The sequence below is a fragment of the Actinomycetospora chlora genome (assembly GCF_039542135.1).
GTDB lineage: Bacteria > Actinomycetota > Actinomycetes > Mycobacteriales > Pseudonocardiaceae > Actinomycetospora > Actinomycetospora chlora.
Genome location: NZ_BAABHO010000091.1, coordinates 1 through 12,259 on the forward strand (window position 1 = coordinate 1; position 12,259 = coordinate 12,259).

The following is a 12,259-nucleotide window of genomic DNA, read 5'->3' on the forward strand; positions in this document are numbered from 1 at the left end:
TGTCTTCCTAAGACCGCTTGGCCTCCGACTTCCGCCGTCGCCGTGCACCGCGACCGTCCCGCGGCCGGCCGCACCCTGCTCCAGCAGGCCGCCCCGATCACGGCCGGTCTGCGGGCCGCGGGCTGGTGCGCGGGCCTCGACGCCGCCGCCGACGCCCTCGACGCGTGGCGCCCGGCCGTCCAGCTCGGCGGCGCGGTCGGCAACCTCGCCGCCTTCGACGGTCACGGCCGCACCGTCCTCGCGGCGCTCGCCCGCCGCCTCGACCTCGCCGAGCCCGTGCTCGCCTGGCACACCGAGCGCGGCCGCGTCGCCGAGCTCGCCGGCCTGCTCGGCCGCGCCGGCGCCGCCGTCGGGTCGGTGGCGACCGACCTCGTGCTGCTGGCCCAGACCGAGGTCGGCGAGGTGCGCGAGGACGTCCCCGGGCGCGGCGGCTCGTCGACCCTGCCGCACAAGCGCAACCCCGTGGCCGCCGTCTCCGCCCGCGCCGCCGCCGTCGCGGCGCCCGGCCTCGTCGCCTCCGTGCTCACCGCCGCGTCGCTGCACGAGCACGAGCGCGCCGCCGGCCCGTGGCACGCCGAGTGGCGCCCGCTGTCGGAGCTGCTGCGCACCGTCGGGTCGGGCGCGTCCTGGCTGGCCGACGCGCTGGGCCACCTGGTCGTCGACCCCGAGCGGGTCGCGGCCGCCCTCGACGTCACCGGCGGGCTGCTGCTCGCCGAGCAGGCCACGACGGGCCTACGGGCGCGGCTCGGCCACGCCGCGGCGAAGGACCTGGTCACCGACGCCGCCGCCCGCGCCCAGGACGAGCGCCGCCCGTTCGCCGACGTCCTCACCGAGGCCCTCGGCGACCCCGACGAGGTGCGGGCCCTGCTCGACCCGTCCGGTGCCGTCGGTGAGGCGACCGCGCTCGTCGACGACCTCCTGGAGTCCCGAGAGAGGAAGCGCCCGTGAGCCCCCACCCCTCGACGCAGCAGTGGGACCCGGACGGCGAGGAGGTGCGCCGCGCCGTCCTGGGTGACGAGCACGTCGACCGCGCCGTCGCGGCGACCGACGACGTCACGGCGGACTTCCAGGACTTCATCACCCGCTACGCCTGGGGCGGCATCTGGACGCGGCCCGGGCTCGGGCGGCGGGAGCGCAGCATCGTGACGCTGTCCGTGCTCGCGGCGCTGCACCACGAGGGCGAGCTCGGCATGCACCTGCGGGCCGCGCGGCGCAACGGGCTGACCACCGAGGAGATCCAGGAGGTGCTGCTGCAGGTCGGCGTGTACGCCGGGGTGCCGGCGGCCAACCGGGCGTTCGCGGTGGCGCAGCGCGTCCTCGCCGAGCTCGGCGAGGGTCCCGGGGAGGGCTGACGCGCGCCGCTACGGTGCGGGGTCGGTACGGTCGCGGGCGACGAGGGACGACGGGCGGGGGCGATGGGGTCGGCGGCGGGAACGCGACGGCGCGCGCTGGTGGCGGCTGCGCTCGCGGGGCTGGCCCTGCTCGTCGGCGCCTGCTCGTCCGGGTCGTCGCTGGCGACGCCGCCGGTGCCGACGTTCCCCGGGCCGGGCGCCGCGCCCGTGACCAGTGCCCCGCCCCCGCGCAACAGCATCCTGCCCACCGAGTGCGACCAGGTGCTCGCCTCGGACCAGGTGCCCAACTACCTCGGCATGCCGCTGGGCAGCGTGCGGGTCGCGGCGCTGCGCGACGTCCCGGCCCCGTCGGTCGGGCGCCTCGAGCGCGTGACCTGCAACTACACCTCGCAGGGCGGGCCGGGCGCGCCCCCGCCCAACACCCTGGTGCTCAAGGTGCTGACCAGCGGCTACACCACCCCGGAGGCGGCCGCGGCCCAGTCGCGGGTGAACCGTGACGCCCAGGCCAGCTCGGGGGTGCCCGCACAGCCGGTGCCGTTCGGCGCGGCCGAGGCGATCTACTACCCGGACCCCGAGGGCCCGGTCCTGGTCGTGGTCTACGGCCGCGTCACGGCGAGCTTCACGCTCACCCCGGACCGCCCCGTGCCCGTCGACCAGGCCCAGCCGGTGCTCGTCGACCTCGCCCTGCGGGCGCTGCCGGTGCTCGTGCCGCAGGCCGGCTCGTAGGCCGCCGAGGACGTCACACCACGGCTCTCGACGCGTCGGCTTACGATAGTTGCCCTAACCAACTGTCGGCGGACGCGGAGGCGACGTGACCAGCAGCGTGGGGGCCCCGACGGGCGGGCCGGCGGTGGCGCCGGCCGTGGCCCACCTGGGCCCGCGGTACAAGTGGATCGCGCTGACCAACACGACGCTCGGCGTGCTGATCGTGACGATCAACATGTCGATCCTGTTGATCGCGCTGCCGGACATCTTCCGCGGCATCGCGCTCGACCCGCTGCAGCCCGAGAACATCAGCTACCTGCTGTGGCTGATCATGGGCTACCTGGTCGTGACGGCCGTGCTCGTCGTGACCTTCGGCCGCGTCGGGGACATGTTCGGCCGCACGCGGATGTACACGCTGGGCTTCGCGGTCTTCACGCTGTTCTCGATCCTGCTCGCCGTCACGTGGCTGCAGGGCGACGCCGGCGCGATCTGGCTGATCGTGATGCGCGTGCTGCAGGGCATCGGCGGCGCGCTGCTGCTGGCGAACTCGACCGCGATCCTCACCGACGCCTTCCCCGCCTCCCAGCGAGGGCTGGCCCTGGGCATCAACTCGATCGCCGCGATCGCCGGGTCGTTCCTCGGCCTGATCATCGGCGGCGTGCTGGCCCCCCTGGCCTGGCACCTCGTCTTCGTCGTCTCGGTGCCGTTCGGCGTCTTCGGCACGATCTGGGCCTGGTCCAGGCTGAAGGAGACCAGCGACCGGCAGGAGGGCCGCATCGACTGGTGGGGCAACATCACCTTCGCCGTCGGCCTGGTCGCGGTGCTCATGGGCATCACCTACGGCATCCAGCCCTACGGCGGGCACGTCATGGGCTGGACCAGCCCGACGGTGCTGGTCTGCCTCATCGGCGGCGTCGTCGTGCTGGCGGTCTTCCTGGTGATCGAGCGCCGCATCGCGCACCCGATGTTCCACCTGTCGCTGTTCGGCATCCGGTCGTTCACCGCCGGGAACATCGCCAACCTGCTCTCCGCGCTCGGCCGCGGCGGCCTCCAGTTCATCCTGATCATCTGGCTGCAGGGCATCTGGCTGCCGCGCCACGGCTACGACTACGAGTCCACGCCGCTGTGGGCCGGCATCTACATGGTCCCGCTGACCATCGGCTTCCTCATCGCCGGACCGGTCTCGGGCTTCCTCTCCGACCGCCACGGCGCCCGCTGGTACGCGGCCGGCGGCATGCTCGTCGCCGCTGCGAGCTTCCTGCTCATGGGCTTCCTGCCCGTCGACTTCCCGTACGTGCTGTTCGCGATCCTGCTCGCGGTCAACGGCCTGGCCATGGGGCTCTTCTCGTCGCCCAACCGTGCGTCGATCATGAACAGCGTGCCGGCCCGCCAGCGCGGTGCGGCCGCGGGCATGACGGCGACGTTCATGAACGGCGCGACGGTCCTGTCGATCGGCATCTTCTTCTCGATGCTGATCCTGGGGCTGGCCTCCACGCTGCCCTCGGCGCTGTTCACCGGCCTCACCGGGCAGGGCGTGCCCGCCGACGTCGCCGGCCGGATCTCCGGGCTGCCGCCGGTGAGCACGCTGTTCGCCGCGTTGCTGGGCTACAACCCGATCGAGACGCTGCTCGGGCCGCAGGTCCTCGCGCAGGTGGGGCCGCAGCAGGCGGGCTTCCTCACCGGCCGCAGCTTCTTCCCCCAGCTGATCTCCGGGCCCTTCGCGGACGGCCTGTTCCTGGCCCTCGGGTTCGCGGCGGTGTGCTGTCTCGTCGCCGCGATCGCGTCGCTGTTCGACACCGCCAAGCCGTCGGTGTCCGAGGCCGAGGCGGTGGGGGAGGCGCTGGGGCAGGAGGAACCGGCACCGGCTCCCGCTACGGCTCCCGCGACCGGGCGTCCCGTCGCCGTGGCGGGCCGCATCCTCGCGCCGGACGAGGCGCCGGCGACGGCCGTGCTCACACTCGTCGACGGCAGCGGACACGAGGCCGACCGCGCCGAGACCGACGACGCGGGCCGCTTCACCCTCAGCGCCGACGGCCGCTCGGGCGACTACCTCGTGATCGCCACGCCCCGGGGTCGCGGGACGGCGGCCCCGGCCGTCACGCGCGTGACGGTCAACGGCTCACCGGTGCAGGTGGACGTCGTCCTGCGGGAGCGGGCGGCCCTGCCGCGTTGAGCGCGGCCCTCTGCGCGCGTTCTCGGGGTGTTACTGGCTGGTATCGCTCGCTGAGCGAGCGATACCAGCCAGTAACCGGCGTCGCAGCGCGATCAGGCCGCGAGCCCCGCGGCGATCGCCCGGCGCACGGCGTCGGCGAGGTACCCGGGCGTCTCCTGGAGGTCGTACCAGGTCACGCGGATCACCCGCCAACCGCCGATGACGACCTCGTTCTGCCGCAGACCGTCGCGGCGGAAGCGGTCGACGTCGCGGTGGAAGGCCCAGCCGTCGACCTCGATCGCGATCCGGTGCGCGGGGAACGCGATGTCGATGACGACGCGGCCGAACCCGGGAAGGTCGACGGCGAGGTTCGGCGTCCACCCGCGAAGGCCCGCACGGGTGAGCGAGCGGAGGGCATCGCGTTCCGCCTCGGACCGGGCACCACCCTCGGCGAGCTCGACCAGGCGCCGGGCGAGGACCACACCGTGGCGCTGCCCCATGTGTTCCAGGGTCGCGCGGATCCCGGCGAGTCCGACGCGTTGCTGCTGGAGCGCGCGGTCCAGTAGCCGAGCGCCCTCCACCAACCCGAGCGACGTCGCCGCCTCGAGTGCGGTGGCCGACCGTTGCTCCACCCAGACGCCGTCGACCTTGACCCGCGCCTCGACCGCACGCCGGACCGTCCGGACACCGCGTGGGGGTGAGTGTCCGCCGTGCGGCCCGACCGCGAGCGCGACCGTCTCGGGCACGCGGTCGGTGATGTTCCACCACGACGCGCCGGCCTCGCCGATCAGGGTGGCGCCGTCTCCCGCCCAGAGCGCGGCCGCGCGGAGCGTCGAGCGGGACGACGGGACGTGGCTCGCCTCGCGGTAGACGCGTGGATGGACCTCCAGCCACTCGCCGGCGCCGACGCGACGCCCGATGGTGGCCGGCGACATGCCGATCTCGAGGGCCTGGTCGTGACGAACGAGCCCGTCCTGGGTGCGGAAGATGTCGAGGAGCTTCACACGGGGTTCGACGCAGCTCCCGTGCTCGCGGCTCCACGTCATCGCGGGCTGGCGTCCCGCCGACGGGTTACTGGCTGGTATCGCTCGCTCAGCGAGCGATACCAGCCAGTAACCGCCAGATCGGGGCCGGCGCGGCCGCCCGGCGCGACCGCCCGGGGGCGGCGGCGCGCCGGCGTGCAGGCTCAGGATGCGCGGACGGCCTCGATGTCGATCTCGATGCGCAGGGTCCGGCCGACCGCGAAGATGCCCGCGATCACGGACTGGTTCCAGCGGATGTCGAAGTCGTCGCGGGAGAGCTGGGTCGTCGCGCTGAAGCCCGCGCGCTCGCCGCCCCAGAGATCGGGGCCCGCACCGTGGTAGACGACGTCGAGGTCGACGGTGTTGCGCACGCCCTTGAGCTCGAGGTCGCCGGTCATCGTCCAGTGGTCGGGCGTGTGGCCGGTGATCGCGGTCGAGGTGAAGTCGATGCGCGGGAACGCGAGGACGTCGAGGAAGTCCGCGGCGCGCAGGTGGCCGTCGCGGGTCTCGTCGTCGGTGTCGACGCTGGCCGGGTCGATGCACGCCGTGACGCGCGTGCTCGCGAGGTCGTGGCCCATCTCGACGGCGCCGGTGAAGGTGCGCAGGCGACCGTGCACCTTGGTGATGCCCAGGTGGAACGCCGACGCGGCGATGCGCGAGTGCACCGGGTCGATCTCCCAGCGCCCCGGGGCGGGCAGGCTCAGCGCCCCGGTGCGGGTGAGGACGACGCGGCCGAGGTCGCCGGGCCCCGCGAGCGGCCGCGCCGAGGGCGTGTGCCCGACCGCCGAGGTGATCACCGTCGCCGGCCCGTCGGGCAGGCCCTCGATCGCGAACGTGCCGTCGCCGGCGACGGTCGTGCCCCCGATCTGGGTGCCGGACGCGTCGATCACCGTGACCACCGCGAACGGCACCGGCCACCCGTCGCTGGTCACCGCGGCGCCGCGTACCCAGCCGCCGCCCCGCGGGAGGGACGGCGCCGTCGACGGCGAGCCCGCGCTCACCAGCGCTCGCCGCCCGAGGGGCTCTCGCTGGCGTCCTCGGCGCTGAGGTGCCGGCCACCGTTGGCGCCGTTCGCGACGTGGCCGTTGCCGGCGACCGCGGCGCCGTCGTCGCCGCGCGGCACGTCGGCGCGCGGCGGGGCCTGGGCCCCGTCGACGGCCGGCGGCACCAGGCTCAGCACGACCTCGGACGGGTGCCCGGGGCCGATCTCGATCTCCGAGGCCACCGGGGCGTAGCCGCTGGCGGTGATCGTGTAGACGCCATGGGCAATGTCGTCGAAGCGGAAGGAGCCGTCGTCGCCGGTGACGCGGGAGCCGACGACGTGGCCGTCCTCGCTGACCAGCGTGGCCAGCGCCTCGGCCACCGGGCGCCCGGCACCCGCGGAGCGGACGGTGCCCGTGAGCTGGGTGCGGGTGGCCAGCGCCACGTCGTGGGTGACGTGCCCCTCGGCCGGCACGCGGACGGTCTCGGCGACCGGCGCGAGGCGCGCCGCGGCGGCCGTGAGCGTGTAGGTGCCCTCGGTGAGGTCGGCGAAGCGGTAGGTGCCGTCGTCACCCGAGCGGGTCACGGCGACGACGGTGCCGCGCACGTCGGTGAGGGTGAGCACGACGTCGCCCCAGCCGCTGACACCCGTGCCGGAGCCGTTGGTCCCGGCGCCGTGCTGCACCCCGACGGTGCCACCGAGCGTGGCGCCGCCGCCGGTGAGCCCGACGTCGTGGCGCAGCGGGCGGTCGGCGACCGCGACCAGCGAAGCCTGCGGCTGGTGGGTCGACGAGGCGCAGATGACGAGGTACGTCCCGCCGGTCGGCGGCACGAGCTGGTAGTGCCCGCCCTCGTCGGCAGCGGCGCGGTCGAGCTGGTCCCCGGAGAGGTCGCACAGCGTCAGCGCCGCGCCGGGGACCGGCGCGCCGTCACCCCGTGTCACCCGACCGAAGATCATGATCGGTTCCTGTCCGTCCACCGACGTCCACCTCTCTGACGCGTCGCGGGGCCTCGAGCTCGTGGGTCCCGTCCCCATCGTCCTCCGGGCGCCCCAGGGCCGCCCGCGCACCGGCCCTCGCCCGGACGGTGGATTCCCGCCCGGACGCACGGACCATTTGCTTGGATAGTACAAGCATCATCTCGGCGCGGCCCACCGTGATCGGATGGCGGGGCCCGCCGCCCCGGGCCAGGCTGGGGACATGCCCGAGCTCCCGGCCGACTTCCCGGCCCTCCCGCAGCCCCAGCTCGACCTCGCGGTGGAGCGTGCGGCCCTGGCGGACTTCTACGACTACGCCGACCTGCTCACCGACGACGAGACCGCGACGCTCCGGCGGCTGCGGGGCTACCTCGCCGAGGACGTCGCCCCGGTGGTCGAGGGGGCGTGGGAGCGCGCCGAGTTCCCGATGCAGCTGGTCAAGGGCTTCGCCGCGCTGGACCTCGCCGGGCTGCCCTACGGGCTGTCCGGGACGCCGGCCGAGCCCGCGCGGCGGCTGTTCCTCGGGTTCATGCACGCCGAGATCGCCCGGGTCGACCCGTCGGTGAACAGCTTCTTCGGCGTGCACAGCGGGCTGGCGATGGGCTCGATCCACGCCGGGGGCACCGAGGAGCAGCGGCAGCGCTGGCTGCCGTCGATGGCGCGGATGGAGACGATCGGGGCGTTCGGGCTCACCGAGCCCCACGGCGGGTCCGACGTCGCGGGCGGCATGGAGACCACCGCGCACCGCGACGGGGACGAGTGGGTGCTCAACGGCGACAAGCGCTGGATCGGCAACGCCACGATCGCCGACGTCATCGTCGTCTGGGCCAAGGACCTCGAGTCGGACGACGTCCGCGGCTTCGTGGTCCCGGCCGACGCCGAGGGCATGACGATGGCGAAGATCGAGGGCAAGACCGCGCTGCGCATCGTGCAGAACGCGGACATCGCCCTGCGCGACGTGCGGGTGCCCGACGAGAACCGCCTCTCCGGCGGCACCGGCACGTTCGCCGACGCCGGCGGCGTCCTGCGCCTCACGCGCGGCAACGCCTCGTGGGGCTCGGTCGGCACGCAGATGGCGGCCTACGAGCTCGCGCTGTCCTACGCCCAGCAGCGCGAGCAGTTCGGCCGCCCGATCGCGGGCTTCCAGCTCATGCAGGAGCTGCTGGTCCAGATGCTGGGCAACGTCACGGCGTCGCTGGGCATGGCCGTGCGGAACGCGCAGCTGCTCGACGCGGGCCGCGGCTCGGACGCGCACTCGGCCCTGGCCAAGGAGTTCTGCGCGAGCCGGATGCGCGAGACCGTCGCCTGGGCGCGGCAGCTGGTCGGCGGCAACGGGGTCATCCTGGGCAACGGTGTCGCGCGCTACTTCGCCGACGCCGAGGCGCTGTACTCCTTCGAGGGCACCCGGGAGATGAACACCCTGATCGTCGGCAAGAAGATCACCGGTCACAGCGCGTTCGTGCGCTGAGGCCGGGGTAGTCCCCTGCCCGTGCCTGCCCTCCCCGCGCGCACGCCGTGACCGCCTCCGCGACCGTCGCGGTCGTCCTCGCCTGCTGCTCCGCGCTGGCCTACGCCCTGTCCGCGGCGCTGCAGCGGCGCGAGACCTCCCGCACCGCCGACGGCCCCGACCACCACGACTCCGGGCTGCCCTTCTTCGGTGCCCTGTTGCGCCGGCCGTGGTGGTGGGGCGGCGTCGCGGCGATGGTGGTCGGCGCGATGATCCACGTGGTCGCCCTCGGCTTCGGCCCGATCACGCTGGTGCAGCCCATCGGCGTGACCTCGCTGATCCTCGCGCTGCCCCTCGACGCCCGGCTGGAGCGCCGCCGCATCCACCGGTCGGAGTGGGTCGGGGCGGTCGTGCTCGTCGTCGGGCTGGCCGGGCTGTTCGTGCTCGCGGAGCACCAGCCCAGCACGGTCCCGCCGAACGCCGGGCTGGTGCTGGGGACGATCGTCACGGTCCTGCTCGTCGCCGCCCTGGTGACGCTGGCCAGCGGGCGGGCGCCGGCGATGCCGCGGGCGGTGGTCCGGGCCGCGGTGTCGGGCCTGTGCGCGGGCTCGACGTCGGGGCTGGTGCGGCTGACCTTCCGCCTCGTCCAGGACGGGCGGTCGGCGTGGCTGATCGCGGCCGTGCTCGCGGCCGTGGTGATCCTGCCCGTGGCGTCGATCCTGCTGCTGCAGACCGCCTACCGTGACGGCGGGCTCGACGCCGGGCTCTCGACGCAGATCACGCTCGACCAGTGCGCCGCGATGGCGATCGGCATCGTCGTGCTCGGCGAGCGGTTCGCCCTCGGGGTGTCGGGCGCCGTGCTGGCCGGGGTGAGCGCCGTGGTCGCGGTGGTCGGGCTGGTGACGCTGATCCGCTCGGGTCCGCCGCCCGCCCCGCACGAGCCCGCGGTCACCGCAGCGTCAGCACCGCCCCGGTGAGCAGCGCGAGCAGCGCGACCGCGCCCCCGAGCAGCGGGACGGCGCGGTCGGCGGCCAGCGGCGAGGGCAGGGGGGACCGGCTGATCCGGCGCGTGCGCGCCCGGCCGTAGAGGGCGACCGCGACGGCGAGCACGGCGGCCGCCGCCGCCAGCACCAGGGACGGGACCGAACGCTCGTGGGTGACCTCGCGGACCGCGAGCAGCACCGCGTTGGCGCCCACGCCCAGCGACGTCCGGCTCCACGCGAGGCCCGTGCGCTCGGCCTGCAGGCCGGCGTCCGACGGCGAGCTCACGCCGACGCCCGCAGCGCGACGAGCACCAGGCCGAACAGGGCGAGCGCGACGAGGCCCGCGGCCAGCACCCACGGCAGCCGCTGCGCGGGCAGCGGGCGGCTCCGGCGGATCGCGGTCGCGCCGGGCACGGCGAACTCCGGCAGCAGCTGCACCACCGCGACCCCGCGGCGAGCAGCGACAGCGACGTCCGCAGCCAGGCGAGGAAGGTGCGCTCGTTGGCGAGCGTGAAGCGGTAGTCCGGCTCGCGCTCCTCGGTCTCCGAGCTGCCGTCCTGGTCCACTGAACTCCCTCCGCCGTCCCGCGCATCGTGACAGGGCTCAGCACAGGGTGGGCGCGAGCGTCACCACCAGCGGGCCGAGGGAGCCGGTGGTCTGGGGGCTGCTCGGCGCCGCGGTGCCCTGCGCGAGCAGGAACAGGACGACGGCCAGGATCACCAGCACCCCCAGCAGGATGCCGATGTAGACGCCGATCGACGGGCGGCGGCCGGAACCGGTGCTCATGGAGACCTCCTCGTCTCGAACCCCGGCGGATGCCCCGTGGCCGCGGCGTCACCCGTCGGCGTCGCCGATCGCGTGCAGCGTCACGTGCGCCCACGAGTTGTTGACGTAGCCCTTGGGGTTCCACAGCTCGGCGGGGTCGGCCGGCTGGACGCCCGCGGCGGAGTCCCAGGCCCGCACGACCACCCGCGTCGTGCCCGGCGGGAGGTCGAGCTCGGCTTGCCAGTGCCGCCAGCTCCACCGGCTCGCCTGCGGCTCGAGATCGGCCTCGGCCCACGTCGCGCCGCCGTCGGTGGAGACGTCGACGCGGACGACGGTGCGGTCGCCGCCGGCGAGTGCGTAGCCGGTGACCGGCACCCGGCCGGCCGGGACCTCGGCGCCGTCGGCGGGCGCGAGCACGTCGGCGTTGACCGCGATGGGGCCCAGCGCGACCCCGCGGCCGCGGGCGGGGGCGGCGTCGGCGGGCAGCAGGCGGTACGCGACAGCCTGGTAGTGCCCCTGCGACGGCCCGTCCGCCACGGTGACGCCCTCGAGCCACTTGACGCTGCGGGCGCCGATCCAACCGGGCACGACGACGCGCACCGGTGCGCCGTGCGCGGCCGGCAGCGGCTCGTCGTTCATCGACCACGCCAGCAGCACCTCGGGGGCCAGCGCCTTCTCGAGCGGCACCGAGACCTCGTAGGGAGCGCCCTCGGTCTCCTCCGGCCGGTCCGCGCCGGTGAAGGCGACGTCGGTGGCGGCGGGGTCGACGCCGACGTCGCGCAGGACGTCGGCGAGGCGCACCCCGCGCCAGCGGGCGGTGCCCGTGGCGCCGGGGCCCCAGGGGGTCTCGCCGGGCAGCTCGGCCACCTCGAGGAGACCGGCGCGCCGGTTGCCCGCGCACTGCAGCGTCACGACCTCGCTGTGCTCGGCGAACCGCTGGCGCAGCTCGCCGAGGGAGAACGTGGCCGGCCGCTCGACGCGCCCGTCGACGCGCAGCGCCCACGTCGCGGGGTCGAGCCGGGGCGTCTCCACGGCGTGGTTGCGGTGGTAGAAGGCGTCGAGGGGGGTCAGGTCGCGGTTCGCGAGCGCCGCCCGCGGCGGCTCCGCGTTGTACGGCTGTGCCGAGTGGACGGTCATCTCGACCGGCTGGGTGGTCACGGCGCTCCCGGGGTCGGCGACGGGGGGTGAAGGGCGTTGGCGGCCGGTTGATCCGACCGGGTGGACCTCGGTCGCGGGCCGGTGACGGGCCCCCGCGACCACCTCGCTGATGATCGGGGTTACGGCTCTGTGAACGGCGTGTGCCCAGCTCAGCGGCGGGGTGAAACCCTCTCCGGACGAGGTCGGAGTCCCCGTCGGGCCGGACCGGCGGAGTCGTAGGGTGCCGCGCATGACGCAGACGCCGATCTACGAGGAAGTCCGCCGCGCGCTCGGTCGTGCCGACCGCGGGTCCTCCAGGCGTGCGTTCCGCGAGGAGGTGCCGGGCGGGGCCGACGAGCGCCTCGCCCGCCCGGTCATGCTGCGCGGCACCGGCGGCCGGCACCGGCGCTCCGGCGACTGACCGGCCGGCCCGACCCGGGGGGCCGGCCCGGCGCCCGGAGGCCGTGGGGCAGGGTGGGGCCCGGCTCCGGCCGCGGCGGGGCCGGTCGGCGAGGTCAGCGAGGGCAGCGATGAGCGAGCAACCCGGACCCCCGGGCACGACGCCCGGGCCCGGCCGTGGGCGCCACTCCGCGCCCGGTCCGGACCCGGACGACGCTCCCGGGTCCGGTGGCCCGCGCCGCGGCGCGCCGCCACCCGCTGCGGCACCGGGCCAGGTCCCCGGTCAGCCGCCCGGCCCCGGCCCGTGGCCGGGACCGCCGTCGGGTGCCCGGCCACCGGG

At 75.3% G+C, this 12,259-nt stretch carries 13 protein-coding genes and 1 pseudogene; 7 read left to right on the forward strand and 7 right to left on the reverse strand.

Annotated features, from left to right (window positions below; translation table 11 throughout):
* Positions 1-42: 42 nt before the first annotated feature.
* From ABD994_RS30285 to ABD994_RS30300, 4 genes are all read left to right on the forward strand, one after another.
* On the forward strand, positions 43-948 hold the full coding sequence (locus tag ABD994_RS30285) for a lyase family protein (RefSeq protein WP_345425103.1): 906 nt from the start codon (positions 43-45) through the stop codon (positions 946-948).
* The gene (pcaC, locus tag ABD994_RS30290) at positions 945-1,352 is read left to right on the forward strand and encodes a 4-carboxymuconolactone decarboxylase (protein ID WP_345425106.1); all 408 of its coding nucleotides are present in this window, start codon (positions 945-947) and stop codon (positions 1,350-1,352) included. The genes ABD994_RS30285 and pcaC overlap by 4 nt, the downstream gene beginning before the upstream one ends.
* Positions 1,353-1,451: 99 nt before the next feature.
* Entirely contained in the window at positions 1,452-2,078 is a 627-nt protein-coding gene (locus ABD994_RS30295) for a hypothetical protein (RefSeq protein WP_345425109.1), read from the forward strand.
* Between the two features lie 124 nt (positions 2,079-2,202).
* A complete protein-coding gene (locus tag ABD994_RS30300) occupies positions 2,203-4,230 on the forward strand; it encodes an MFS transporter (RefSeq protein ID WP_345425140.1) in 2,028 nt (675 codons plus the stop codon).
* 92 nt (positions 4,231-4,322) lie between these two features.
* Here ABD994_RS30300 and ABD994_RS30305 read toward each other — a convergent pair whose 3' ends face one another.
* The 3 genes from ABD994_RS30305 to ABD994_RS30315 form a co-directional block, all read right to left on the reverse strand.
* Positions 4,323-5,213, reverse strand: a complete 891-nt coding sequence (locus tag ABD994_RS30305; protein ID WP_345425112.1) for an endonuclease domain-containing protein — start codon at positions 5,211-5,213, stop codon at positions 4,323-4,325.
* Positions 5,214-5,395: 182 nt separating this feature from the next.
* Positions 5,396-6,232: a YceI family protein gene (locus tag ABD994_RS30310; protein WP_345425115.1), complete on the reverse strand. Its 837-nt coding sequence runs from the start codon at positions 6,230-6,232 to the stop codon at positions 5,396-5,398.
* Positions 6,229-7,191 carry an MSCRAMM family protein gene (locus ABD994_RS30315; protein WP_345425118.1) on the reverse strand — a complete coding sequence of 321 codons (963 nt, stop codon included), beginning with the start codon at positions 7,189-7,191 and terminating at the stop codon, positions 6,229-6,231. Before ABD994_RS30315 ends, ABD994_RS30310 begins: the two co-directional genes overlap by 4 nt.
* Positions 7,192-7,411: 220 nt before the next feature.
* Here ABD994_RS30315 and ABD994_RS30320 point away from each other — a divergent pair, with 220 nt between their 5' ends.
* A complete protein-coding gene (locus tag ABD994_RS30320) occupies positions 7,412-8,656 on the forward strand; it encodes an acyl-CoA dehydrogenase family protein (RefSeq protein WP_345425121.1) in 1,245 nt (414 codons plus the stop codon).
* Positions 8,657-8,703: 47 nt separating this feature from the next.
* Positions 8,704-9,612, forward strand: coding sequence for a DMT family transporter (locus tag ABD994_RS30325; protein WP_345425125.1), 909 nt, complete (start codon positions 8,704-8,706; stop codon positions 9,610-9,612).
* Here the strand turns inward: ABD994_RS30325 and ABD994_RS30330 are convergent.
* The 4 genes and pseudogenes from ABD994_RS30330 to ABD994_RS30345 all read right to left on the reverse strand — a co-directional run bounded on the left by ABD994_RS30330 (position 9,584) and on the right by ABD994_RS30345 (position 11,541).
* A complete protein-coding gene (locus tag ABD994_RS30330) occupies positions 9,584-9,904 on the reverse strand; it encodes a DUF202 domain-containing protein (protein ID WP_345425128.1) in 321 nt (106 codons plus the stop codon). The two genes, ABD994_RS30325 and ABD994_RS30330, sit on opposite strands and share 29 nt — an antisense overlap.
* Positions 9,901-10,184 (reverse strand): annotated as a pseudogene (locus tag ABD994_RS30335) (YidH family protein). The gene ABD994_RS30330 and the pseudogene ABD994_RS30335 overlap by 4 nt, the downstream one beginning before the upstream one ends.
* Positions 10,185-10,221: 37 nt before the next feature.
* Entirely contained in the window at positions 10,222-10,404 is a 183-nt protein-coding gene (locus ABD994_RS30340; protein ID WP_345425131.1) for a hypothetical protein, read from the reverse strand.
* Positions 10,405-10,452: 48 nt separating this feature from the next.
* Entirely contained in the window at positions 10,453-11,541 is a 1,089-nt protein-coding gene (locus ABD994_RS30345; protein WP_345425134.1) for a sulfite oxidase, read from the reverse strand.
* 229 nt (positions 11,542-11,770) lie between these two features.
* Here ABD994_RS30345 and ABD994_RS30350 point away from each other — a divergent pair, with 229 nt between their 5' ends.
* Positions 11,771-11,941: a hypothetical protein gene (locus ABD994_RS30350; RefSeq protein WP_345425137.1), complete on the forward strand. Its 171-nt coding sequence runs from the start codon at positions 11,771-11,773 to the stop codon at positions 11,939-11,941.
* Positions 11,942-12,259 lie beyond the last annotated feature (318 nt).